Below are 23,926 nucleotides of genomic sequence, written 5' to 3' on the forward strand. Positions count from 1 at the left end.
GCTTTACAGGCAAACCGTGCCGAATGCGACACGGCGTTGGAGCCTGCGGAAACCGTCAATCGAATGGTTTCAGGCGCAATCATTTTCGTGCCGATTACGACATGCACAGGGGGCGGCGATCACCCCTCCAGCGCTTCCAGATAGCTGCGCCGCCAGTGGTTGATGTCGTAGGTGCGCAGGTGCTCCATCATGGCGTGCCAGCGTTCCTTGCGGCGGCGCAGTGACATGGTGGCGGCGGTGGCGATGGCGTCGGCCATGCCATCCAGGTCGTAGGGGTTCACCAGCAGCGCCTGCTTCATTTCGTCGGCGGCACCGGCCAGCAGGGACAGCACCAGCACGCCGGGATCGTCCGGGTCCTGCGAGGCCACGTATTCCTTGGCCACCAGGTTCATGCCATCGCGCAGCGGGGTGACCAGGCCGACCGCAGCGGCGCGGTAGAAGCCGGTCAGGGTGGCATGGGTGAAGTTCTGGTTGACGTAGCGCAGCGGGGTCCAGTCCGGCGCGGCGTGGCCGCCATTGATGTGGCCGGCAATCTGTTCCAGCGTGCTGCGCAGATGGCGGTACTCGCTCACATCGCCGCGCGATACCGGGGCGATCTGCAGGTAGGTCAGCGAGCCGCGCTGGTCGGGGTGGCGTTCCAGATAGCGTTCGAAACCGCGGAAGCGCTCGGGCAGGCCCTTGGAATAGTCCAGGCGGTCCACGCCGATGGCCAGCTGGCGGTCGCGCAGGCTGCTGCGCAGGTCCTTCACTGCGGCCTTGCTGGCGGCGGTGCCGGCCTGTCGGGCAATCAGCGCGGTATCGATGCCGATGGGGAAGGCGGCCGCGCGGAAACGTCGGCCGCCGGGCGCTTCAAGCTGGCCGTCGCCCAGCACCTTGCCGCCGCCGAACAGGCGCAGGTAGGTCTGGAAACGGTCGGTATCGCGCTGGGTCTGGAAGCCGACCAGATCGTAGGCGTACAGCGCCGAGAACAGGCGCAGGTGGTCGGGCATGGCCTGCAGCAGATCCGCCGAGGGCATGGGAATGTGCAGGAAGAAGCCGATGCGGCAGCCGATGCCACGTTCGCGCAGCAGCGCGCCCAGCGGAATCAGGTGGTAATCGTGGATCCAGACGATATCGTCTTCGCGCAGCAGCGGTGCCAGCTTGTCGGCAAACAGGGCGTTGACCTTCTGGTAGGTCTCGCGCGTGCCGCGGTCGTAGTCCACCAGGTCAAGGCGGAAGTGCAGCAGCGGCCACAGCGTGCGGTTGGCGAAGCCGTTGTAGTAGCCATCCACCTCGCGCTTGCTCAGGTCCAGGGTGACGAATTCGATGTCACCGTCCTTTTGCTGGTGCAGGGTGCCGCTACCTTCGCGCACGCTCTTGCCGCTCCAGCCGAACCACAGGCCACCGCGCTCCTTCAGTGCGGCCAGCAGGCCCACTGCCAGGCCGCCGGCGCGGTTTTCGCCGGGCAGGGCCACGCGGTTGGAAACAACAACCAGACGACTCACGAGGCCTCCTGCCAGGACCGCGACAGGCGCATGGCGGCGGTGATCAGCCCCACGTGCGAGTACGTCTGCGGGAAGTTGCCCCAGGCTTCGCCGCCATCGAAGGCCAGGTCTTCGGATAGCAGGCCCAGATGGTTGCGCTGCTTCAGCAGCAGCTCGAACATCTCGCGTGCTTCGTCGATGCGGCCGATCGCAGCCAGCGCGTCGATGTACCAGAAGGTGCAGATGGTGAAGCTGGTTTCCGGTTCGCCGAAGTCGTCCGGCGCCACGTAGCGGTACAACGAATTTCCGTGCTTCAGATCACGGCCGATGGCTTCCACCGTGGCGATGAAGCGCGCGTCCATTGCATCGATGAAGCCGATATCGGCCAGCAGCAGCAGCGAGGCGTCCAGGCGGTGGCCGCCGAAGGTGTCGGTGAAGTGGCCGTGTTCATCACTCCAGGCCTCGGCCATGATGCGCGCATGGATGGTGTCGGCGCGCTCGCGCCAGTACTGCGCGCGGTCATCGCGCTTCAGCCGCACGGCGATCTTGCACAGGCGGTCGCAGGCGGCCCAGCACATGGCGCTGGTGTAGGTGTGTACTTCGGTGCGGCCGCGGAATTCCCACAGGCCCGCATCGGGCACGTCGTGCAGGGCGAAGGCCTGTTCGCCCAACGGTTCCAGCCGCGCGAAGGTGTGGGCATCGCCCGGGTCCTGCAGGCGGCGGTCGAAGAACAGCTGGGTGGAAGCCAGCACCACGCTGCCATAGACATCGTGCTGGCGCTGCACCCAGGCCAGGTTGCCGCGGCGCACCGGGCCCATGCCGCGGTAGCCAGACAGCGTAGGCACTTCGTCTTCGTCCAGCTTGGCCTCGAAACCGATGCCGTACAGCGGCTGCAGCGTGCCGTCGGTGGTGGCCAGGTTGAAGATGTAGCCCAGGAACTGTTCCATGGTGCGGGTAGCGCCCAGACGGTTCAACGCGCGCACGACGAAGGCCGCATCACGCAGCCAGCAGTAGCGGTAATCCCAGTTGCGCACGCTGCCGGGCGCTTCGGGAATGGAGGTGGTCATGGCCGCGATGATCGCGCCGCTGTCTTCGTACTGGCACAGCTTCAGGGTGATCGCACTGCGGATCACCGCGTCCTGCCATTCCAGCGGAATGGAAAGGTAGCGCACCCATTCGCGCCAGTAGTCGCGCGTGCGCTGGAAGGCTTCCTGCACGTAGCCGCTGATCGAACGGTTCAGTGATTCATCAACGCCCAGCACCAGGTGGATGGGGTGGTTGAGCACGAAGGGCAGGCCGTCGCGCACGAAGCGCACCGGCACGTCGGTGGTCAGGCGCAGCACGTGGTCGGGCAGGATCCAGCGCACGTGGTTGCTGCCCCAGGTCGATTCGGGCACGCGTGCGCCCCAGTCGGCCAGCGGCCGCGCACGCACCACGATGCGCGGGCTGCCGGCCAGTGGACGCACCTGGCGGATCAGGCTGACTGGTCGGTAGAAGCGGTCGTTCTGGCGCCAGCGCGGGGCGAAATCGAGGATTTCCAGCGCGCCACCATGGTGGTCATGCAGCACGGTGCGCAGGATGGCCGTGTTGGTCAGGTAGCTCTGCTCGCTGCTGGCGAAATCCTCCAGTTCGATGGCGAAATCGCCGCCTTCCTGTTGGTTCGGCGACAGCAGCGCACAGAACGTGGGGTCGCCATCGAAGGTGGGCAGGCAGCTCCACACCACGCGGGCATGCTTGTCGACCAGGGCGCCGAAGCTGCCGTTGCCGACCACGCCCAGATCAAGATCGGGTTGGGTCATCACGCAGAAATATCCGGTTATGGCCGTGGTGGCCGGGGGTCAATAGGCATTCTCACGCAGCCAGGCGTGCACGCTGCGTATGTCGGGTAGGGCGAACACTGCGGCACTGGGCTCGCGTTCGCCAATCAGCACGCTCCAGCCGTGTTGGCCGTTGGCGGCTTCGAAGCCGTATTCGTCGGTCAGGTCATCGCCCAGGAACACCGGCAGGCGGCCGCGGAAGGGCAGGTACTGCATCATGCGGCGCAGGGCGCGGCCCTTGTCGGTGCCCACCGGTACGAACTCGACCACATGGTCGCCGGGTTGCAGGCGGTAGCTCGGCCGGCCGCGCGCATGGCGTTCGGCGAACGCGCGCACGTCGTCGCCGGCATGCGGTGCGCCTCGCCAGTGCAGGGCCAGACCCACGCCTTTTTCCTCCACCAGCACGCCGGGGTAGCCGTGGGCGAAGCGCATGGCCTGCTGGTGCAGGGCATGCAGCCATTCGCCGGTGTCATCGTCGTGGTCATCGCGCAGCACGCGGCCATCGGCGCTGCGCATCTCATGGCCATGCAGGCCGGCGGCGGGCAGTTGCAGGGGGGCGAACAGCTGGTCCAGCTGTTCCAGTGGGCGCCCGCTGACCAGGGCCACGGCGCCCTCCAGGCGGTCGCTGATGCGGCCGATGGCCTCACGCACGTCGGGTAGCAGGTGCACGGCATCGGGCCGTGCGGCGAATTCGATAAGCGTGCCATCGACGTCGAGGAACAACGCGCAGGCGTCGTCCAGCAACGGCGGTGGCGGACGCAGGGGGAGCGGTTCAGCCATGCCCCGCAGGGTGCCAGCGGCGGCGTGTAGGCCAGGTCGAGGGCAGGCTACGGCCCTGCCATGGTGGGTGCCGACGGTTGTAGCGGGGGACGGGGGCGATGGGGGACGATGGGGGCCGATGGGGGTAGAGTCGACTGTCAGTCGACTATCGCGCGTAGCGCGGGATCTTCGCGGGGTGCCAAGAGCAGTCGACTAACAGTCGACTCTACCCGATCGTTTTTCCCGGTCGATTTGAGCCGGTCGTTTTCCCCAGTCGATTCAACCCAGCCGATTCCACCGGGGCGGCCCATCACTTCGATGGGCCGCCCTGCGCGGCATCAGAACGTATAACGCACGCGACCGTAGTAGTACGCGCCGTTGCTGCCGATCGGCGACAGCACGTCGTACGGCAGGTTGCCGTAGTAGTAGATATCGTCGTTGGACTTGTCCGGATAGTTGTCGGTCAGGTTCTGCCCGCCAATGGCCACGCTCCACTGCTTGTTGAAGCGGTATTCCACTTCCGCATCCAGCTGCCATTCGGCCTGGTAGGTCTGGCGCGGAATGTAGCCGTCGCCGAAGTTGAACACGCGGGTGGCGCTGCCGTAGCGGTTCACCCGGCTGCTCAGCGACCAGTGGTCGTTGCTCCAGGCGGCCGAGAAGCCGGCGCGGCTGCGCGGGGTGGCATCGGTCAGGGTGTTGGTCTCTTCAATGCCGAACAGCACGTAGTCCGCATCCAGCGCCTGCAGCTGGGCCGGGGTGGCCAGCACGTTCTTCAGCGTGGTCTTGGTATAGGCGTAGGTGCCGGTCAGCAGCAGCTGGCCATCGCCCAGCGCCTGGCGCCAGTTGGTCACCAGCTCGGCACCGCGGGTGCGGGTGTCGGCGGCGTTGACGAAGAAGCTGGCACTCTGCAGGCCGGTGACGCCGTAGTTGGCGGCCACGTAGTCGGTCAGCGCATCACCGGTGATGCTTTCAGACAAGGCAATGCGGTCGTCGATGTCGATCTGGAAGAAATCCAGCGACAGGTCGAAGTGCTCGCCGATGCGGCTGGTGAAGCCCAGCGAGGTGTTCAGCGACTTCTCCGGCTTCAGGTCCTGTGCGCCCAGGCCGCGGGCGATGGGATTGTTCACCGACAGCAGGCGGCCCTGCACCAGCTGGCCGGCGGCGTTGTAGCCGGTGGACGTGGACTCGTAGCCGATCTGTGCCAGCGACGGCGCACGGAAGTTGTTGGAGATGGCGCCGCGCAGGGCGAAGGCCGGGGTGAATTCGTAGCGCAGGCCGAGCTTGCCGGTCAGTTCGCCGCCGAAATCATCGTTGTGCTCGTAGCGCGCGGCCAGGTCGGTGGAGAAGTGATCGCCGAACTGGCTGGACAGGCTGGCATAGGCGCTGGCCACATCGCGGGCCAGCGAGGCCGCATCCTGCGGGGTCAGGCCACCGCCGGCCTGCGAGCCGGTCGGGCGGTCGGTGTACGGGCCCGCGGCGTAGCTGGACGGATCACCGGGGCGGGTTTCATAGCGCTCGTGCCGCACTTCCGCGCCCAGTCCCAGGGTGTGGGTGATGCTGTCGCTCTGGCTGAACACACGGCTCAGATCCAGGTTGCCCACGGTCTGCGCGTACTGGTAATCGGCGGTCTTGAAGCGGGTGGGGCTGGTCGGGCCCAGCGAGGCGTTGATCGAATCGCGCAGGCGGTAGGTGAAGTCGTTCTGGCCGTAATCCACGCTGCCGTCATAGCTCCACTCGCCCCACTGCCCGCGCACGCCGGCCACGGCCTGCACGTCGCGGTTCTCGCCCTCGGAAATGGGGCGGTAACCGTTCGGGTACACCTCCTTCCAGTTGGCATCGCTGTCGGGGTAGCGGAAGTAGTTGGCGCCTTCGGTGTCGCGCTGGTTGAAGGTGCCGAACGCATAGAACGTGGCGGTCTTGCCCACCGGGATTTCAGTGTTCAGCCACAGGTTGATGTCCTTGCTGGCACCGTCGCCGAGCACGTAGTTGCGCTTGCCCTGCAGTGCCAGGTTGGCCTCGGTCTGGTCCCACGGCGGAATCAGGTCGTAGCCGGCGCGGTTGGTGCCGTTGCGCTTCTTGTATTCCAGGCCCACGCGCAGGAAGCCGCCGTCTTCGCCCAGCGAGGTGCCGACCTTGGCGCTGATGTTGCCGGTCTGGCCATCGGTGAGGGTGCGGCCGATCGGCTTCAGGTCGGTGTGGTTGGCGCCGTAGCTGGCTTCGATCTCGCCACCGTCGCCGCCGTTGTCCAGGATCACGTTGATCACGCCGGCCACCGCATCGGAGCCGTACAGCGCACCGGCGCCGTCGCGCAGCACTTCGATGCGCTTGATGGCGCTGACCGGAATCGAGTTGAAATCGACCGGGGTGGTGCCCTTGCCGATCTTGCTGTCGGTGTTCACCAGCGCGGTGTGGTGGCGGCGCTTGCCGTTCACCAGCACCAGCACCTGGTCCGGCGACAGACCGCGCAGCTGTGCGGCGCGCACGTGGTCGGCGCCACCGGAATTGGACTGGCGCGGGAAGTTGAACGAGGGCAGCAGGGCCTGCAGCGCGCTGCCCAGTTCGCCGTTGACCACGCCGGCCTTGCGGATGTCCTCGGCGGTCAGCACGTCCACCGGCGCGGTGGATTCGAGCACGGTGCGGTCGGCGGCGCGGGTGCCGGTCACGATCACCGTGTCCAGGTTGGTGGCGGCATCCTGGGCCAGGGCAAGGGCGGGGGACAGCGCAAGCGCGATGGCGAGGCCAAGCGGCGACGCGGACAGGCGGGGGGACATGCAGACTCCAGCAGCGACAACGTGGGGAAGGGGGGGAGGCGATGGTTTCACTTACATCCATCCGGATGAAGCGATATATTATCTTCGCGTGAGCAGCCGGTGTGATGCAAGCCCCGGTTGTCTTTGCATCAGTTCATGCCTGCAGGGCATGAGTGATTGGTTGCAGTTGCAACCACGGCGCGGGTGTACCCTCCGTGCCCTTTCACCGCGTTTGTTCCCCTTCCCCGGAGTGTTGTTCCCGATGAAACGCCTTGGCCTGATCTTCGCCGTACTGCTGGCCACCAGCGGCTGCGCCAGCCTGTCTTCGCAGGCGCCCAGCGCCTACACCACCACCGCCGCGCTGGAAGGCGATGCGGCCCGCCCGGCCAGCGGCCACGGCTGGGTGCGCAGCGAGCTGTACTTCGGCGTGGGTGAAGAGCAGGGCAGCGGCAACCGCCCGCAGGCAGACACCATCAGCGAGGCGCAGTGGCGCGCGTTCCTGGACAAGGAAGTGACCCCGCGCTTCCCCGATGGCCTGACCGTGTTCGATGCGTACGGCCAGTGGCTGTTCCGTGGCGATGCGGCGCCCAACCGCCTGCGCACCAAGGTGCTGGTGGTGCTGCACGAAGACAGCCCGCAGCGCCGCGCCGACATCGAGGCGATCCGCCTGGCGTGGAAGCAGCAGACCCGGCACCAGTCGGTACTGTGGTCGCGGCAGGCGGTTGACGTATCGTTCTGACCTGAAGGCGCCAAGGCGGCGCCACGGGCGGCAATGATGAAACACAGGGATGCGGTGTTGGGCCTGCTGCTGGCAGGCCTGCTGGTGCCGGCCGCGCAGGCGGCCGACCAGGACGATGGTCCGCTGCGCTTTGCGCCGGCACCGGGTGTACAGGTGCAGGCCGCGGTGATGGAGGGCGGCAGCATCGACGTGCGTGTCTCGCCGTCGGGCAAGCGCCTGGAACTGGCAGGCGCGGCAGATGCCGATGGCAACGCGCGGTTGTCTGCCGAAGACATCGATTTCGATGGGCGCCCCGAGCTGGTCGCACGCGCGTCGGTGGGCATGGTCAATGAAGCGGTGGCGGTCTACCGCTTCGATCCGGCCAGCGGCGGATTCCACGCGCTGGAGGCGGACACCCACGGCCGTGACAGCTGCGGCAACCTGATGGGCCTGACCGTCGACGCTGCCACGCGCACGCTGAGCAGCAGCTGCCGCAGCGGCCCGATGTGGTACACCGATCTGTATCGGTTCGCGGGCACGAAGCTCTATCTATACCGCGCCGAGGACGTGCTGCAGCTGGGCGATGCCTTCGATGCCGCGCTGGATGTCGATCACACTGGCGAACAAGGGCCGCTGGCGGTGTGGCGCACTTTCGATGCGCAGGGTCGCGTGCTCGACAGCGCCATCGGCGATGGCTTGGTTGCACCCACCGGTCCCTCTCCGGTGCCGGGCATCCAGGCCACGGTGCGGCCGGCGCGCCTGTTCCTGTTCGAACGGCCGGGTGCAACCAGCACCCAGCGCTACCTGGTGCAGGGCGATCGGGTGGAACTGCGCGATGCCGCCGATGGCTGGGTGCAGGTGCGCTATCAGAATGCAAAGCGCGGCGCCGTCGTGGGCTGGATCAACGTGAACTGAACACCGCGCGCGCCCTATACCGATGTATGGGGCGCAATGCGCCGATGCCCACGGAAGCGTCACCGTGCGGGGTCTAGCCTCGGGGTCCTCCCCCAAGCAAGGCTTTTCCCATGAGCAAGCGCGTTGCCGAGATCGTTGTTGAAACCCTGCAGCAGGCGGGCGTGCGCCGCTGTTACGGGATCGTGGGCGACACGCTGAACCACGTGACCGATGCCATGCACCGCAGCGAGATCGACTGGGTGCACGTGCGGCACGAAGAAGTGGCTGCTTTCGCCGCCGGTGCCGATTCGCTGGTGAGCGGTCAGTTGACCGCCTGCGCCGGCTCCTGTGGCCCCGGGGGACTGCATTTCATCAACGGCATCTTCGAAAGCAACCGCAACCGCGCGCCGCTGGTGCTGATCGCCAGCCAGATCGTGACCAGTGAACTGGGCATGGAATTCCCGCAGGAAGTGGATTTCAAATCGGTCTATGCCAGCTGCACGGTGTTCTGCGAGCAGGTCCACAGCCCCGAGCAGGCGCGGCGCGTGGTGGCGCTGGCGTGCCAGGCGGCGATCAGCCGCCGCGGCGTGGCGGTGGTGATCCTGCCGGCCGATATCAGCGAGGCCGAGGTGAAGCACGATGTGCCGTTCTCGGTGCACTACACCCAGCCGGTGCTGCGCCCGGCCGACGCTGAGCTGCAGCGCATCGCCGAGCTGCTGGGGCAGGGCAAGCGCATCGGCATCTATGCCGGTGCCGGCTGCCAGGGCGCGCATGCGCAGCTGATCGAACTGGCGCGCCGGCTGCAGGCGCCGGTGGCGCACACCTCGCGCGCGAAGGATTTCGTCGAACCGGACAACCCCTACAACATGGGCATGACCGGCATCTTCGGCATTGAATCGGGCTTCCACACGCTGATGGCCTGCGACACGCTGCTGCTGCTCGGCGCTGATTTCGCCTGGGGCCAGTTCTACCCGGACAAGGCCACGATCATCCAGATCGATCACGATGGCAGCCACCTGGGCCGCCGCCATCCGGTGGATTTGGGCGTGGTGGGCGATATCGAACCGACGCTGGACGCGCTGCTGCCGCTGTTGCCGCCGCGCGAAGACAGCAGCTTCCTGGACGAATGCATCGCCCGCCGTGACAAGGCACTGCACACGCGTGAACAGGAAGAACAGCCGGGCAAGGGCGAACTGATCCACCCGCAGCACCTGACCGCGCTGCTGTCCCGGCATGCGGCCGATGATGCGCTGTTCACTGCCGATGGCGGTTCACCGATGGTGTGGATCCTGCGCCACATCCGGGTGAACGGCCGCCGCCGCACGCTGACCAGCCTGCTGCACGGCACGATGGCCAATGCCATGCCGCAGGCGCTGGGCCTGCAGAAGGCCTTCCCCGGCCGGCAGGTGATCTCGCTGTCCGGCGATGGTGGCCTGGCCATGCTGCTGGGCGATCTGCTGACCGCGGTGCAGGAAGACCTGCCGATCAAGGTGGTGGTGTTCAACAACGGCTCACTGAATTTCGTCGAGCTGGAACAGAAGGTGGAAGGCCTGCTGGACAATTACACCGACCTGAAGAACCCTGATTTCGGCCGCCTGGCCGAGGTGATCGGTTTCCACGGCCGCACCGTGACCCGCAGCGAGGATCTGGAAGAGGCGGTGCTGGATTTCCTGTCCCAGCGCGGCCCGGCGCTGCTGGACGTGCATACCAGCCGCGCTGAGCTGGTGATGCCGCCGCAGATCGAAGCCAAGCAGGTGGCCGGCACGGCGCTGTATGCGGCCAAGGCGGTGTTGAACGGCCGCTTCGACGACGTGAAGCATCTGCTGGTGGACAACTTCCTGAAGAAGTGAGGGCAGGGCTGCGCCCTGCACCCGCAGAGGCCAGAGCCAAAGCGGAAGCCGGTTTCCTGAGCGATGGCGGGGGTGGGTCCGGTTGCGGGGGTATCCGCGCCATGGATGGCGCGGCTAAGCCCCCAGGGAAGGGTTTACGGCGTCCCCCGCAACCGGACCCACCCCGCCTTCGACAGTTGGCCGCGATCCGTTGGAACGGCATTCCGCTCTGGTGGGTGTCGACCTTGGTCGACACGTTGGATCCACGGATGGCGTGGCTATCAAAAGAACGATCGGAAAGATCTTCTGTAGAGCCGAGCCATGCTCGGCTGAGGACTCGCGCGTACGGCAGCCGAGCATGGGCTCGGCTCTACAACGGGAGCCTGCTTTTGATCTTTTGATTCTCTTCCGTGGCTGGCGCGCGCAGGAAACCACGAGGGGCCGGGCAGGTAGGTTGCGCAGGGGCGTGAGCCGCATGGATGCGGCGACCGAGCTTACAGGGACGTACTTGCAGCGTCCCCTGCGCGGGCCACCCGCCCGGACCATTCCGATACCCAGCAGTTGGCGACCATGCCACGAGGGGCTCCGCCGTTGGCTGGAACCCATCATTCCACCCGGGAATTGGCGCCCGGGCCCCGCTGGGCCTACCATCGGCGGTCCCCACCCCCACCGCCCCTTCCATGTCCGCTCCCGCTTCCGCCGCCCCGCGCCGCTGGTTCGTCGCTGGCGACTTCAATGGCTTCTTCGGCCTGGTCGTCGACAACCTGTCCATCCTCGGCTTCATCGCCATGGCCCTGGTCGGCATGTTCCAGTTCCCCGCCGACGTGGTGTTCGGCCGCATGTTCCCCGGTACCGCCTTCGGCGTGCTGGTCGGCAACCTGCTGTACACCCTGATGGCGCGCCGCCTGGCCGCGCGCACCGGCCGCGACGATGTCACCGCCATGCCGCTGGGCCTGGACGCGCCCACCAGCATCGGCATGGCCCTGCTGGTGCTGGGCCCGGCGTTCCTGGCCTTCAAGCAGCAGGGAATGGATCCGCACGCCGCCGCCATCGCCACCTGGCAGCTGGGCATGGCCTCGCTGGTCATCATGGGCGTGCTGAAGCTGATCCTGTCCTTCTTCGGTGAAGCGGTGACCCGCGCGCTGCCGCGTGCGGCGCTGCTGGGCTCCATCGCCGGCATCGCGCTGGTGCTGATGGGCCTGCTGCCGCTGCTGGAAACCCTGCGTTCGCCGCTGGTGGGCTTCACCACGCTGGGCCTGCTGCTGTACGTGCTGATCGCCAAGGGCAAGCTGCCGGTGCGTGGTCCGGGCGTGCTGCTGGCCTTCGTGTTCGGCACCGTGTTGTATTACGGGCTGGGCCTGGCCGGGCTGGGTGTGCCGGGCTTCGCCATTCCGGCCTGGGTACCGCCGCAGGTGGTGCTGCCGCTGCCCACGCTGGGCTTCATCGACGGCCTGCCGACGGCCATGACCTACCTGCCGCTGCTGCTGCCGTTCGGCCTGCTGATGGTGGTGGGCGGCATCAACGTGTCCGAAAGCGCACGCGCCGCCGGCGATGACTACCGCACCCGCGACATCCTGCTGGTGGAAGCCTTTGCCACCCTGGTGGCCGGTGTCTGCGGCGGCGTGGCGCAGACCACGCCGTACATCGGCCAGCCGGCGTACAAGCACATGGGCGCGCGCAGCGGCTACACCCTGCTGACCGGCCTGTTCGTCGGCATCGGCGGCATGCTGGGCATCATCTCCGGGCTGGTGCAGTGGCTGCCGCTGGCCGTGCTGGCGCCGATCATCGTGTACGTGTCGATCGACATCACCACCCAGGCCTTCCAGGCCACCCCGCGCCAACATGCCGGTGCCATGGTGCTCGGTTTCCTGCCATCGGCGGCCTACCTGCTGGCGATCAAGGCACCGGGTTGGATTCCGGCCGAAACGCTGGGCGCCATGCTCACCACTGTCGATGGCCACGGTCTGCCGGAACTGGCGGTGATCTTCACCCTGGGCAATGGCTTCATCATCACCTCCATGCTGTGGATCGCCACCGTCGCGGCCATGGTCGATGGGCGCCTGCGCCGTGCCTGCGGCTTCCTGCTGGTGGCGGCAGCACTGACCCTGTTCGGCCTGATCCATTCGGTGGATCCGCGCGGTGGCATCTACCTGCCCTGGAACCTGGAGGGCCTGGCCCGCGTGATCAGCTGGCAGTTCGCCGGGGCCTACGTGGCGCTGGCGGTGCTGCTGGGGCTGTTGTCGCTGCAGAAGCAGCCGGTGAAGCCGCTGGCTGACGCGGCCCATTGAATGCGGACGCCGGGCTACGCCCGGCGTCAGGTGGCCCCGTCCAGCTCGGGGTAATGGCGGAAGATGCCGTGGGTGTTGAACGCCAGCCGTCGCTCCGAGGCCAGATAGGCGGCGATGTTCGGCCGCTTCGCCACTCGCTCCTGCAGCGCCCGCAGCAGGGGCAGGGTGGGCGCCAGGGCCTGCATGCGCTTTGGGAACATGTAGTCCAGCCCGCTGAGCAACTGGAACAGCGAGAGATCCACATACGAGTGCTCGCGCAGCGGGTGGCGGCCACCGTTGGCTTCGATCACCTGTTCGAAGTAGCCGAGGAATTTCGGCAGGCGCTCGCTTCGCGTTGCCTTCGCGCGCGCCTTGGCTGCCGCCTTCTGGTCTTCGTAATACTTTGATGCAGCAATTGGATGATGGGTGTCGTGCACTTCGGCGACGAGGTCGGCAATCGTCAACTGCAGCTGCAGGGCCTGCATCCGTCGCGAAGCGGACTGCGGTACCAGATCCAAGGTGGGGCCGAGAAAGTCAAGAATCGCCGAGACCTGCGCGATCACTTGCCGGCCCGCCTTCAGGAACGGTGGGGCGAATGGCTGGCCGCCCTCGGCTTGGCCTTGCAGGAAAGGTTCCATCACCGCATCGCCGTGGGTGCGTGCCATGTCCTCGTACGCGGCACCGGCATCTTCCAATGCCAGCCGCACGAACTCGCCCCGGCCCTGGATGCCGGTCCAGTAATACAACGCGTAGTGCATGTCCATCTCCGCGAAGAATTGTCAGCAGACTCGCGCGTTGCACGCAAAGCATGCGTGAGCATGGCGTTCATGCCAATCACAACACAGGCCAAACAGCGTGGGAACCGCGTGCAGTGAAGCGGGTCATACTCGGGTCGTGCACGTGAAAAGCGAGGTGCTGAATCATGCAGAAGAGTGGGAAGGCCGTTTGGCCCTGGGTACTGGGCGTGGTAGTGGTGGGTGGCGCGGGCGCGTTGTTGTTCCGCGACCAGTGGCAGGGGCTGGCAGACCAGGTGCACGTGCCTGCGCAGCCAACGCCCGCTGCAACCGCGGCGCCGCCGCCAGTGGCGGCCACGGAAACCGCGCCTTCCATGCCGAAGATCCAGCATCCGCTGGATACCGATGCTGCTGCAGATCCGGCACTGCCGAAGATGGACGACAGCGATACGGCGGCATGGTCCGCGCTGCGCGGTCTCTTCCAGAGCGAAGACACGCTGGCGCTGGTGTTGCGTGATCACGTGATCCAGCGCCTGGTGACCCATGTCGACAATCTGGACAAGGCCAGTGCTCCGCCATCGGCACTGGCCACGCGCCCGCTGGCCGGTGCCCTGCAGGTGGAAGCGGGCGAGGGCGGCGAGCACATCGCGGCCGCCAATGCCGCCCGCTACGCCCCCTACGTGCAGGCCTTTACCGCCGTAGATCCCGCAGCAGCAGCGAAGGCCTACGTGCGCTTCTATCCGCTCATCCAGCAGGCATATGTTGAATCGGGCCATCCGCAGGGGTACTTCAATGACCGCCTGGTGGCGGTGATCGATCACCTGCTGGACACGCCCGAGCCAGCGCGTCCGCTGACCGTGCAGCGCGACGAGCGTGGCCGGTATCGCTTCGTCGATCCCGCGCTGCAGTCGTGCTCGGTCGGGCAGAAGCTGCTGCTGCGCATGAGTACCGAACAGGCACAGGCGGTGAAGCAGACGTTGCGGCAGATCCGCGCGGCGATCACCCGCGGTGTGTAGCACACGCAGTCGCGTGCAACGGCCAACGTGCTAGGGTCATGCACTGGGTAGACAGGAGTAACCTTGATGCGCACCACCGCGCTGGCGCTCGGCGCCATGCTCGCATCGTTCACGGCAGCGGCTGCCGACGTGCCCAATGGCGATGTGAACGATCCCTATGGCTACACGGCCAACGTGCAGCATGCGCGCCTGGCGGCGCTGCAGGCGATGGGCCAGGCAAAGGGTGCCAAGGGGCGCTTGGGCGCCGCAGGCTACTACCGTGTGCGTGGCGAGCTGGACAACTCCAGCCGCGCTGCGCGTCAATGCCTGGAGGGCGTGGCCAGCGAACCTGCCGATTCGGTGAAGGGCGTGGCCTATCTGTGTTCGGCCACCCTGGCCGGCAACGCTCTGCTGCAGGGCGATATTGCCGGTTGGGCCCGGCAGATGCAGGACGTTCGTACCCGCCTGGACAGCGATATCCTGCCCATGCTGAAAGATGCGCCGCACACGGTGCGCGTGGCCAGCGTAAGCGAACCGACGCTCGACCGCTTCCTGCAGTGGCCGCGCAGCGCCGAACCGATTGCCGCACCTGCAGCCGATGTGAGCGTGCCGATCCAGCTGCAGAACGAGCTGCCGACGATCACCCTGAAAGTGAAGACCGCTGCCGGCGAACGCGACCTGCGCGTGCACGTGGATACCGGCGCAGCACGCTCGCAGATCGGCCGCACCCTGGCCGCCGAACTGGGTCTGGCCTTGACCGAGGGCTTCACCGTGGCCGACGCCACCGGTGATGCGCTGTATGCGTTGGCCGCGCCGATGGATCTGGACATTGGCGGACTGGCGGTGCACCAGGTGTCCTTCGTGGTGCTGGGGCAGGACGATCTGCCGCGCATCGGCCTGGACGTGCTGCGCGCGCTGGGCCGGGTGCGCATCGACAAGGACGCGCTGGTGGTGCAGGCGGCGTCCAGCAAGGTGCCCTGCACGCGGCGCATGGCCACTGTGTCATCGCTCACCGGCGATGATTACCAGCTGCGCTATCCGATCCGTGCCGGCAAGGACAGCATCCTGGTGCAGCTGGATACCGGCTTCAACGGTGCGTTCATGGCCAGCGGCATTCCGCCAACGGCGCCGCCGCCGGCGGCCGTGCAGCGCAGGAACATCATCACCACCGATGGCGCGCGCGATCTGAGGTACGCCGGCGCCACCACGCCGGTGATGATTGGCGATGAAGTGTTGAACCTGCCGGTGGACCTGGCCCTGGAACCGGGGCGCCTGTTCAATCCGGACTGGCAGGCAGGCTTTGCGACCACCCAGCGCTACAGCCTGTATCTGGACGTGGCCGGCACCTTTGGTTGCCCGGTACCGGTGCCGCAGGCGGCGCCGCTGTTGCCGCCGCGCGGTTCCTGAGCTGCCCGCCGTTACAGCGCCTGCAGGAAGGCTTCCAGATCCTGCAGCTCCTGCCGGTTGAGTCCACGCGGGCGCAGCAGCGGGTCCGGCTGCGGAAACGGTGGCGCATCATCGGCCAGATCGGTCGGCGCGCGTGGCCGGCCGCCGCCCACGTTGTAGAACGCCAGCACGCCGGAAAGACGCGGGATCATCCCGTTGTGCATGTACGGCGCGGTGTTTGCCACGCCCCGCAGCGATGGCGTGCGGAAGCGACCGCTGTCGGCCGGATCACCGGTGACCTCGTAGCGCCCCAGATCCTGCCGAGGGCGACCGTGGAAGTGCAGGCCCAGATTGTGGAAGCCGTTGTCGGTCAGCGCCGCGCCGTTGTGGCAGTTCATGCAGCCTGCCTGGGTGCGGAACAGGTGCAGGCCGCGCAGCTGCGCATCGTCCAGTGCGCGCGCATTGCCGCGCAGGAAGCGATCAAAGCGGCTGTTGCGTGGCGACAGACTGCGCTGGAACGCAGCGATGGCCTGGCCCAGCTGCTGCGCGTCGATGCGCGGCTGTTCGAACACGGTGGAAAATTCGCTGCGATAGCGGGCATCGCGGCGCAGGCGGCGCACGGCGCCATTCACGCTGAAGCCCATTTCCACCGGGTCGGCAATCGGCCCCAGTGCCTGCGCTTCCAGCGTGGCCGCGCGCCCATCCCAGAACAGCGGCGCCACGTGCGCGCTGGCCAGCACGCTGGGGGCGTTGCGTCGGCCGGCCTGGCGATCATGGCCGAACGAGACGCGGCGGCCATCGGCCCAGCCCAGGTCGGGATCGTGGCAACTGGCGCAGGCCAACTGGCGGGAACGTGACAGGATCGGATCGAAGAACAGGCGCCGGCCCAGTTCCACCTTGGCCGGCGTGGACGGGTTGTCTGCCGGGTCCACCGGCACCGGCAGCGGCGCCAGCTCCTGCCAGGTGACGCCCGGTTCGACATCCGGCGCTGGCCATTGCGTTGCCGGGCTGCTGTAGAGCGCGCGCAGGCAGGCCGCGTCCGGGCGTGCGGGCAGCGGGTCGGGGCAGGGTGTGTCGCGCGCGGGCGCTGGCCCGCCCGCGCCGCCCAGCAACAGGGCGGCGACGGGCAGGATCACGCGCAGATAGTGCATGCGTTGCATCGGCAGTGGCCCGGCACGGGGGAGCCGGGCCGTCACTTCAGAACGAATAGCCCAGTTCCAGCCAGAAGCTGCGGCCGGGTTCGAAGTACATGGTGCCGGCGGAAGCACCGCTGGCCGTGGTCAGGTTGCTGCGGTTGAGCACGTTCTGCACTTCCACCCGCACATAGGCTTCCTGCTCGCGCGGCAGGGCCCGGCGGTATTCCAGGTTGGCATCCCAGGTCCAGCTGCCGGAGAAGCGGCGCGTGGTGAGGTTGCGTACGCTTTCGCCGTCGATGATCTCCAGAGCCCCCTGGGTGGTGCCTTCGAAGCCCGCGCGGTAGCGGAAGAAGTTGTTCCAGCTCAGGCCCCAGGCCGGAATGTCGGTGCGGGTGCTCAGGCGTGCGCTCCACGGCCGCAGGTACTGGGTGGCGGGCAGTTCATAGCGGTACATCAGCTTGCCATCCAGGCGCACGCGTTCGAACAGGTCCAGGGTGTCTTCGTAGCTGTTGTAGTTGCGGTTCACATCAGTGTGGTCGGCCGAAAGCTGGAAGCTGTTGCGGGTGCCGGCAAACTCCCACGGGCGCTGCGGGCTGACCGACAGCGTCCAGGTCTGCGAATCGCTGCGGCCTTCGTTGGTGTACTCGAAGGTATTGAGGTTGTAGAGGTCGCGGTCCGGGCTGTCGACCTTGCGGCGCAGGATGTCCTTGCGGCTGCTGCGGTCCACGTACTTCAGGTGGAACTGCAGGCCGAACGCCTGCTGGTCCACGCCCAGGGTCCATTCGTCGGTATAGGGTGAATCGACATCGCTCAGGCGGTTGGTGGCCACGTTGCGGGTGCTCTTGGCATCCTCCCAGCGGGTGCTCGCGCTGGTGCGGTCCAGCGTGTCGCGCAGGCGCTCGCGGCCATCGCGCAGCAGGTAGCTGTAGAAGCTGCGCCCGTAGTAGCGGTTCACGCCGGCGTTGATGACCGTACGCTGGTCACCCAGCACGTCCCACGACGCGGCCAGGCGCGGTGACACGTTGGTCTGCTTCCACAGGTTGTTGCGGTCCAGGCGCAGGCCGGGACGGATGTTCCAGTTGCCGATGCGGATCTCGTCCTGCAGCCAGGCTTCGTACTCTTCGCCGCTCACTTCGAACTGGCCGGCATGGAACAGGAACATGCGCTTGAAGTACTGGCCGGTGCCACCGCTGCGGGTTGGCGACAGTGAGCAGCTGAAGTCATCCACGCTGCCGTCGGACAGCGTGCAGCTGCGGGTGGCGGCGGTACTCAGCAGTACCCGATGGTCGTTCAGGCGCTGGTAGTCGCCATCGCGGCGCTGCACCCCGGCACCGAACTGCAGGGTGTGTTCGCTGCTGCCCAGCTGCAGCGGTTCGCGGTCGGCCACGAAGCGGTAGCCGATGCGACGGTCATGCTGGTCGATGTTGCCCCAGCTGCCCTCGGTGCTGATTCCAGACACGCCCCAGTTGAATTCGTCGGAGATCAGCCAGTTGCGCATGTAGTCCAGGTCGCCACGGCGGCTGGTTTCCACGTCGCTGTAGTTCAGGGTGTTGCGCAGGGTCCAGGCAGCGCCAGTCCAGTTCGCGCGCAGGCTGGCGGTGGGGCCGCCGGACTTGATGCTGAAGTACGAATCGCGCGAGTTGGAAATGAAGTAGACATCGTCGGTGGGCGCGTAGGACAGGTTGGCGCCAAGCTGCAGGCCTTCGCCATTGCTCCAGTCCAGGGCCACCGTGGCACTGGTGTTCTCACGCGTCTGGGTGCGGGTGTTGACGTCCGCGCCGGTGGTTTCGCGGCCGCCGGCGTATGCGCGCAGCGGGATCTCCGAGCGCGTGCGGGTGAAGGTGCCGATGATGCCCAGGCCGCCGCGGGTGCGTCCTTCCAGCCGCGCGCCGACACGGTACTTGTCGTACTGCGGCTGGTATTTGTAGGTGTCCGATTCCTCGAACTCCTCCTGCTGCGCGTCGTTGGCGATGATGCTGTCCCAGGCCGAACGGGCCATGCGGAACCAGACCTTGCCGTGCAGGCCGTCGGTTGCAGAACGGCTGCGCGCGTCCACGACGCCGCCCAGGAAGTGGCCGAACGAGGCCGGCACGTTGGCGTCGTAGACGGTCAGCGATTCCAGCAGGTCCACATCCACGGCGATGCCCTGCGCGCCGCCGGGCACATCGAAGTTGTGCGCCGGGTTGCCGTTGTCGGGCGTATCGGCCGGATCGATATCGTTGTTGATCGTGGCGCCGTCGAGCAGGAACAGGTTCTGGTAGTAGGGCGCGCCATTCATGCTGAAATCATCGGGGCGGATTTCGCCCATGTTGCGGCTGCTGCGGTTGGTATCGCTGAACTGCACCGCCGGGTTGCTGCGCAGGGCCGTGGCGATGTCCCCGTTGCCCTTCACCTGCGCATCCAGCGCATCGGCATCCAGGGTGACGCCCTGGCCGAAAGGCAGCGCCTGCGGCAGCGCGACCTTGCCATCGGACGCCCCCACGCGCAGCGGCTGCGTCTGCCGGGTGGTCTGCGCGCCCTGCAGCGTGTAGCTGCCATCGGCGCGGCGCACCGCACGCAGGCCGGTGCCCTGCAGCAGTGTGCTGAAGCCTGCATCCACGCCCGCGGCCGGATCGACCGGCGGCGCGGTGCGGCCCTGGGTCAGCGCCGGATCGAAGGACAGGGCAACGCCATGCTGGGCGGCAAAGGCGCTCAGCGCACTGCCCAGCGATGCCGTGGCCGGCGCGTTGGCGGGCTGCCCGGCGGGTGCGGTCTGGGCGAAGGCGGGCGTGGCAGCCAGGGCGATGGCCAGCAGGCTGTAACGGAAGCGGGTCGGGATCACAGGCATGGAGGGAGCCAGCAGAAGAAGGATTCACTTCCGCTGCCACGCAGGATCGAAAAAAGTGTCACCGCGGCGTGGCGGCCGCGCGCACGCGCACCGTCAGGCCCTGATCGATGCGCAGCGGATAGGTGGCGGCCAGCATTGACAGGCTGCGCGGCAGGTCGTCCAGCGGGAACGCGCCGGACACCGGCAAGGCCGCCACATCGTCATCCACCCGCAGCCAGCGGCGGTGGTAGCGGCCCAGTTCCTGCAGCAGCGCCCGCAGCGGCAGGCTGTCGGCCACCAGCATGCCGTGCAGCCAGGCGTCACTGCCGGGCGCAGCGGGCTGCGGTGCGGCAGGATGGGCATCCCCCCAGCGCAGCTGCTGGCCGGCGGCAACGCGCTGGCTGGCACCGGCGGCGGTGGTCACCTGCACCGCGCCTTCCTGCACCACCAGCAGGGTGGCATCGTCGAACAGGCGCACGTTGAAGCGGGTGCCCAGCGCCTGCAGCATTCCCTGCGCGGTGGCGACGCGGAACGGCCGCGCGGGGCGCTGTGGATCGGGTGCGGTGTCGATATGGATCTCGCCGCGGCGCAGCCGCAGCAGGCGCTGCTGGCCGTCGAAGGCGATATCGACGGCGCTGGCCGTGGCCAGGTGCAGCACGCTGCCGTCGTCCAGCACGCGGCGCAGGCGTTCGCCCACGGCGGTGCGCACGCTGGCATCCCAGGCGGCTTCGTCATACAGCCGCCAGGCCAACCAACCGCCCAGCGGCGCCACCAGCAGCGCGGCCACGCTGCGCAACACCGCGCGACGGCCAGCCGAAGCCGGGCGCTGGAGGGCCTCGTGGGCCAGCGTGGCCGGTACCTGTGCGCTGAGCGCCAGCAGGCGTTCGGCACGTTGCCAGGCGCGTGCATGCTCGGGGGCGGCATCGTGCCAGCGCTGCCATTGCGCGCGCTGTGCCGGGCTGCCGTCGTCGTGCAGGCGCATCAGCCAGTCGGCCGCCTGTTCCAGCACCCGTGGCGACAGTGCGGCGCCGTCGCCCGGCTCAGGGCGCATGCGCCAGGCAGCCCAGCAGGGCCCGCTTCATATGGCGCTTCACCGTGGACAGCGACAGTCCGAGGCGTTCGGCAATGGCGTCGTAGCGCAGGCCGTCGAACTGGGCCAGCACGAACACCCGCCGCGCCATCGCCGGCAGGCCGTCCAGCATGGCGTCGATCTGCTGCAGCGCTTCGCGCACCAGCGCCTGTTCCTCCAGCGAGGGCAGGGCGGGTTCGGGGAACTGTGCCAGGTATTCCAGATAGGCGCGCTCCAGCGACTGCCGGCGGAACCAGTTGGCGGCCAGCCCGCGCGCAACCGTGGTGAGGAAGGCACGCGGTTCGCGCAGTGCGGCCAGATCGCGATCCAGCAGCAGGCGCCCGAACGTATCCTGGGCCAGATCATCGGCCACATCGCGGTTGCCCACGCGCCCGCTCAGCCAGCCGCGCAGCCACCGGTGGTGGTCGCGGTACAGCGTGGCCAGGTGCGGGTGGGAAGCGTGCATGCGTAGGGCGCCGATGCGCACGGATCGAAATGAGAATGATTCGCAAGTATGGCATCGGCAGGCCGGCCGTGCCAGTCCTTGCCCGCCGATTGCGCCGGATCAACGCGGTGCCCACGGGCGCCGGCGCATGCTTGCCACAGCCTGACCGATCCCCGGGTGCAGTCGCAGCCGCCCTTGAAACGCGGTGGCGCAACCGCATCTTCCCTGCATCGCCGGCGCGGGCCGGCTCTGTAACCGATGAGGATTCGCAATGCGGATGGACAAGCTCACCTCGCGTTTCCAGCAGGCGCTGGCAGACGCACAGTCGCTGGCCGTGGGCCGCGACAACAGCATCATCGAACCGGTTCACCTGTTCAGCGCGCTGCTGGAGCAGCAGGGCGGCAGCACGCGGCCGTTGCTGGCCCAGGCCGGTGTGAACGTGCCGGTGCTGCGCGAGCGCCTGGCCGAGGCGCTGGATGCACTGCCGAAGGTATCCGGGCAGGCCGGCAACGTGTCGCTGGGCAATGACCTGGGGCGCCTGCTGAACCACACCGACAAGCTGGCCCAGCAGAATGGCGATGCCTTCATTGCCAGCGAATGGTTCGTGCTGGCCGCGCTGGAAGACGGTGGCACGCTTGGCATGGCGCTGCGCGCCGCCGGCGCCGACAAGACCCGCCTGCAGGCGGCCATCGACAAGCTGCGTGGTGGCGAGAACGTGCAGTCGGAAAATGCCGAAGAGCAGCGCCAGGCGCTGGAGAAGTACACCATCGACCTGACCGCGCGCGCCGAGAGCGGCAAGCTGGACCCGGTGATCGGCCGCGATGAAGAAATCCGCCGTACCATCCAGGTGCTGCAGCGCCGGACCAAGAACAACCCGGTGTTGATCGGCGAACCCGGCGTGGGCAAGACCGCGATCGTCGAAGGCCTGGCCCAGCGCATCGTCAACGACGAAGTGCCCGAAGGCCTGCGCGGCAAGCGCGTGCTGTCGCTGGACATGGGCGCGCTGATTGCCGGCGCCAAGTTCCGCGGCGAGTTCGAGGAGCGCCTGAAGGGCGTGCTGAACGACCTGGCCAAGAGCGAAGGGCAGATCATTCTGTTCATCGACGAACTGCACACCATGGTCGGCGCCGGCAAGGCCGACGGTGCGATGGATGCCGGCAACATGCTGAAGCCGGCGCTGGCGCGTGGCGAACTGCATTGCGTGGGTGCCACCACGCTGGACGAGTACCGCAAGTACATCGAGAAGGATGCCGCGCTGGAGCGCCGTTTCCAGAAGGTGTTCGTGGGCGAGCCGACGGTGGAGGACACCATCGCGATCCTGCGAGGCCTGAAGGAAAAGTACGCCGTGCACCATGGCGTGGAAATCACCGACCCGGCCATCGTCGCCGCGGCCACCTTGTCCAACCGCTACATCACCGACCGCCAGTTGCCCGACAAGGCCATCGACCTGATGGACGAGGCTGCCTCGCGCCTGCGCATGGAGATCGACTCCAAGCCGGAAGAACTGGATCGCCTGGAGCGCCGCTTGATCCAGCTGAAGATCCAGCGCGAGATGCTGAAGAAGGAAAAGGACGATGCGTCGCGGCAGCGCCTGGCCGATCTGGAAAATGACATTGATGGCCTGGAGCGCGAGTTCTCCGATCTGAACGAAATCTGGAAGTCGGAGAAGGCCGCCCTGCAGGGGGCGACCAAGATCAAGGAACAGCTGGAGCAGGCCAAGCTGGACCTGGAAGCTGCCCAGCGCCGCCAGGATTTCGCGCGCATGAGCGAGATCCAGTACGGCCTGCTGCCGCAGCTGGAAAAGCAGCTGGCCGCTGCCCAGGAAGCGGAGAGCAACGACTTCAAGCTGGTGCAGGACCGGGTGACCGACGAGGAAATCGCCGAGGTGGTTTCGCGCTGGACCGGCATTCCGGTGAACAAGATGCTGGAAGGCGAGCGCGACAAGCTGCTGCGTATGGAAGAGGTGCTGCACAACCGCGTGGTCGGCCAGGAAGAAGCGATCAAGGTCGTTTCCGATGCCGTGCGCCGCTCGCGTGCCGGGCTGTCCGACCCGAACCGGCCGGCAGGCTCGTTCCTGTTCCTGGGCCCGACCGGCGTGGGCAAGACCGAGCTGTGCAAGTCGCTGGCCGAGTTCCTGTTCGACAGTGCCGACGCGATGATCCGCATCGACATGAGCGAGTTCATGGAAAAGCACAGCGTGGCGCGGCTGATCGGTGCGCCCCCGGGCTACGTGGGCTATGAAGAGGGTGGCTATCTGACCGAGGCCGTGCGCCGCCGGCCGTACTCGCTGATCCTGCTGGACGAGGTGGAGAAGGCACACACCGATGTCTTCAACATCCTGCTGCAGGTGCTGGACGATGGCCGCCTGACCGACGGCCAGGGCCGCACCGTGGACTTCCGCAACACCGTCATCGTGATGACCTCGAACCTGGGTTCGCACCAGATCCAGGACATGAGCGGCGACGACAGCCCGGAGGCCTACACGCAGATGAAGGCGGCGGTAATGGGCGTGGTGCAGGCGCACTTCCGTCCGGAGTTCATCAACCGCCTGGACGACATCGTGGTGTTCCACCCGCTGGACAAGCAGCAGATCAAGCAGATCGCGCGCATCCAGATGCGTGGCCTGGAAAAGCGCCTGGCCGAGCGGGGGCTGAAGCTGGTGGTGTCCGATGCGGCGTTCGACCTGCTGGGCAACGTGGGCTTCGACCCGGTGTATGGTGCGCGGCCGTTGAAGCGTGCCATCCAGTCGCAGCTGGAGAATCCGCTGGCGCAGAAGATCCTGTCCGGTGCGTTCGCCAACGGCGATACCATCGAGGTTGGCAACGATGGCGGCCAGCTGGTGTTTGCCAAGGCCTGAT

At 67.2% G+C, this 23,926-nt stretch carries 16 protein-coding genes; 7 read left to right on the plus strand and 9 right to left on the minus strand.

What is annotated here, in order from left to right; all coding sequences use genetic code 11:
- Positions 1 to 119: 119 nt before the first annotated feature.
- From otsA to G4G00_RS08380, 4 genes are all read right to left on the minus strand, one after another.
- Complete coding sequence (gene otsA / locus G4G00_RS08365) at positions 120 to 1,484, minus strand: alpha,alpha-trehalose-phosphate synthase (UDP-forming) (RefSeq protein WP_108753954.1); 1,365 nt, start codon at positions 1,482 to 1,484, stop codon at positions 120 to 122.
- Positions 1,481 to 3,262, minus strand: a complete 1,782-nt coding sequence (locus G4G00_RS08370) for a glycoside hydrolase family 15 protein (RefSeq protein ID WP_108753953.1) — start codon at positions 3,260 to 3,262, stop codon at positions 1,481 to 1,483. Before G4G00_RS08370 ends, otsA begins: the two co-directional genes overlap by 4 nt.
- A 39-nt stretch (positions 3,263 to 3,301) precedes the next feature.
- Positions 3,302 to 4,060: a trehalose-phosphatase gene (gene otsB / locus G4G00_RS08375; RefSeq protein WP_164272561.1), complete on the minus strand. Its 759-nt coding sequence runs from the start codon at positions 4,058 to 4,060 to the stop codon at positions 3,302 to 3,304.
- Positions 4,061 to 4,377: 317 nt separating this feature from the next.
- Entirely contained in the window at positions 4,378 to 6,810 is a 2,433-nt protein-coding gene (locus G4G00_RS08380) for a TonB-dependent receptor (protein WP_164272564.1), read from the minus strand.
- A gap of 241 nt (positions 6,811 to 7,051) precedes the next feature.
- Here G4G00_RS08380 and G4G00_RS08385 point away from each other — a divergent pair, with 241 nt between their 5' ends.
- The 4 genes from G4G00_RS08385 (at position 7,052) to G4G00_RS08400 (ending at position 12,518) form a co-directional block, all read left to right on the plus strand.
- Positions 7,052 to 7,528, plus strand: coding sequence for a DUF3574 domain-containing protein (locus tag G4G00_RS08385; protein WP_164272567.1), 477 nt, complete (start codon positions 7,052 to 7,054; stop codon positions 7,526 to 7,528).
- A gap of 36 nt (positions 7,529 to 7,564) precedes the next feature.
- Positions 7,565 to 8,422 (plus strand): SH3 domain-containing protein, encoded by an 858-nt coding sequence (locus G4G00_RS08390; RefSeq protein WP_164272570.1) that lies wholly within the window; start codon positions 7,565 to 7,567, stop codon positions 8,420 to 8,422.
- 110 nt (positions 8,423 to 8,532) lie between these two features.
- Positions 8,533 to 10,251, plus strand: a complete 1,719-nt coding sequence (locus tag G4G00_RS08395) for a thiamine pyrophosphate-dependent enzyme (protein ID WP_164272573.1) — start codon at positions 8,533 to 8,535, stop codon at positions 10,249 to 10,251.
- A 659-nt stretch (positions 10,252 to 10,910) separates the two neighbouring features.
- Positions 10,911 to 12,518: a hypothetical protein gene (locus G4G00_RS08400; protein ID WP_108753949.1), complete on the plus strand. Its 1,608-nt coding sequence runs from the start codon at positions 10,911 to 10,913 to the stop codon at positions 12,516 to 12,518.
- A 26-nt stretch (positions 12,519 to 12,544) separates the two neighbouring features.
- Here G4G00_RS08400 and G4G00_RS08405 read toward each other — a convergent pair whose 3' ends face one another.
- The gene (locus G4G00_RS08405; RefSeq protein WP_108753948.1) at positions 12,545 to 13,255 is read right to left on the minus strand and encodes a glutathione S-transferase; all 711 of its coding nucleotides are present in this window, start codon (positions 13,253 to 13,255) and stop codon (positions 12,545 to 12,547) included.
- Between the two features lie 164 nt (positions 13,256 to 13,419).
- Here G4G00_RS08405 and G4G00_RS08410 point away from each other — a divergent pair, with 164 nt between their 5' ends.
- Entirely contained in the window at positions 13,420 to 14,247 is an 828-nt protein-coding gene (locus G4G00_RS08410; protein ID WP_164272577.1) for a DUF3014 domain-containing protein, read from the plus strand.
- Positions 14,248 to 14,313: 66 nt separating this feature from the next.
- A complete protein-coding gene (locus G4G00_RS08415) occupies positions 14,314 to 15,633 on the plus strand; it encodes a retroviral-like aspartic protease family protein (protein ID WP_164272580.1) in 1,320 nt (439 codons plus the stop codon).
- An 11-nt stretch (positions 15,634 to 15,644) separates the two neighbouring features.
- Here the strand turns inward: G4G00_RS08415 and G4G00_RS08420 are convergent, their stop codons facing one another.
- Genes G4G00_RS08420 through G4G00_RS08435 form a run of 4 tightly spaced genes read right to left on the minus strand, consistent with a single transcriptional unit; the run spans position 15,645 to position 21,089 of the window.
- Complete coding sequence (locus G4G00_RS08420; RefSeq protein WP_164272583.1) at positions 15,645 to 16,763, minus strand: cytochrome c peroxidase; 1,119 nt, start codon at positions 16,761 to 16,763, stop codon at positions 15,645 to 15,647.
- A gap of 46 nt (positions 16,764 to 16,809) precedes the next feature.
- Positions 16,810 to 19,575 carry a TonB-dependent receptor plug domain-containing protein gene (locus tag G4G00_RS08425; RefSeq protein WP_164272586.1) on the minus strand — a complete coding sequence of 922 codons (2,766 nt, stop codon included), beginning with the start codon at positions 19,573 to 19,575 and terminating at the stop codon, positions 16,810 to 16,812.
- 58 nt (positions 19,576 to 19,633) lie between these two features.
- Positions 19,634 to 20,605, minus strand: a complete 972-nt coding sequence (locus G4G00_RS08430; protein WP_164272589.1) for a FecR domain-containing protein — start codon at positions 20,603 to 20,605, stop codon at positions 19,634 to 19,636.
- A complete protein-coding gene (locus G4G00_RS08435; protein ID WP_164272592.1) occupies positions 20,595 to 21,089 on the minus strand; it encodes a sigma-70 family RNA polymerase sigma factor in 495 nt (164 codons plus the stop codon). Before G4G00_RS08435 ends, G4G00_RS08430 begins: the two co-directional genes overlap by 11 nt.
- 250 nt (positions 21,090 to 21,339) lie before the next feature.
- Between G4G00_RS08435 and clpB the strand changes: the two genes are divergently transcribed.
- A complete protein-coding gene (clpB, locus tag G4G00_RS08440; protein ID WP_164272595.1) occupies positions 21,340 to 23,925 on the plus strand; it encodes an ATP-dependent chaperone ClpB in 2,586 nt (861 codons plus the stop codon).
- Position 23,926 lies beyond the last annotated feature (1 nt).

It is taken from the genome of Stenotrophomonas sp. B1-1, assembly GCF_010894375.1.
Lineage (GTDB): Bacteria > Pseudomonadota > Gammaproteobacteria > Xanthomonadales > Xanthomonadaceae > Stenotrophomonas.

Excerpts from the sequence above, each read along its gene's own strand:
- G4G00_RS08370 (WP_108753953.1), bottom strand. The coding sequence starts at position 3,262 with ATGACCCAACCCGATCTTGATCTGGGCGTGGTCGGCAACGGCAGCTTC.
- otsB (WP_164272561.1), bottom strand. The coding sequence starts at position 4,060 with ATGGCTGAACCGCTCCCCCTGCGTCCGCCACCGCCGTTGCTGGACGAC.
- G4G00_RS08380 (WP_164272564.1), bottom strand. The coding sequence starts at position 6,810 with ATGTCCCCCCGCCTGTCCGCGTCGCCGCTTGGCCTCGCCATCGCGCTT.
- G4G00_RS08385 (WP_164272567.1), top strand. The coding sequence starts at position 7,052 with ATGAAACGCCTTGGCCTGATCTTCGCCGTACTGCTGGCCACCAGCGGC.
- G4G00_RS08390 (WP_164272570.1), top strand. The coding sequence starts at position 7,565 with ATGAAACACAGGGATGCGGTGTTGGGCCTGCTGCTGGCAGGCCTGCTG.
- G4G00_RS08395 (WP_164272573.1), top strand. The coding sequence starts at position 8,533 with ATGAGCAAGCGCGTTGCCGAGATCGTTGTTGAAACCCTGCAGCAGGCG.
- G4G00_RS08400 (WP_108753949.1), top strand. The coding sequence starts at position 10,911 with ATGTCCGCTCCCGCTTCCGCCGCCCCGCGCCGCTGGTTCGTCGCTGGC.
- G4G00_RS08405 (WP_108753948.1), bottom strand. The coding sequence starts at position 13,255 with ATGCACTACGCGTTGTATTACTGGACCGGCATCCAGGGCCGGGGCGAG.
- G4G00_RS08410 (WP_164272577.1), top strand. The coding sequence starts at position 13,420 with ATGCAGAAGAGTGGGAAGGCCGTTTGGCCCTGGGTACTGGGCGTGGTA.
- G4G00_RS08415 (WP_164272580.1), top strand. The coding sequence starts at position 14,314 with ATGCGCACCACCGCGCTGGCGCTCGGCGCCATGCTCGCATCGTTCACG.
- G4G00_RS08420 (WP_164272583.1), bottom strand. The coding sequence starts at position 16,763 with ATGCACTATCTGCGCGTGATCCTGCCCGTCGCCGCCCTGTTGCTGGGC.
- G4G00_RS08425 (WP_164272586.1), bottom strand. The coding sequence starts at position 19,575 with ATGCCTGTGATCCCGACCCGCTTCCGTTACAGCCTGCTGGCCATCGCC.
- G4G00_RS08430 (WP_164272589.1), bottom strand. The coding sequence starts at position 20,605 with ATGCGCCCTGAGCCGGGCGACGGCGCCGCACTGTCGCCACGGGTGCTG.
- G4G00_RS08435 (WP_164272592.1), bottom strand. The coding sequence starts at position 21,089 with ATGCACGCTTCCCACCCGCACCTGGCCACGCTGTACCGCGACCACCAC.
- clpB (WP_164272595.1), top strand. The coding sequence starts at position 21,340 with ATGCGGATGGACAAGCTCACCTCGCGTTTCCAGCAGGCGCTGGCAGAC.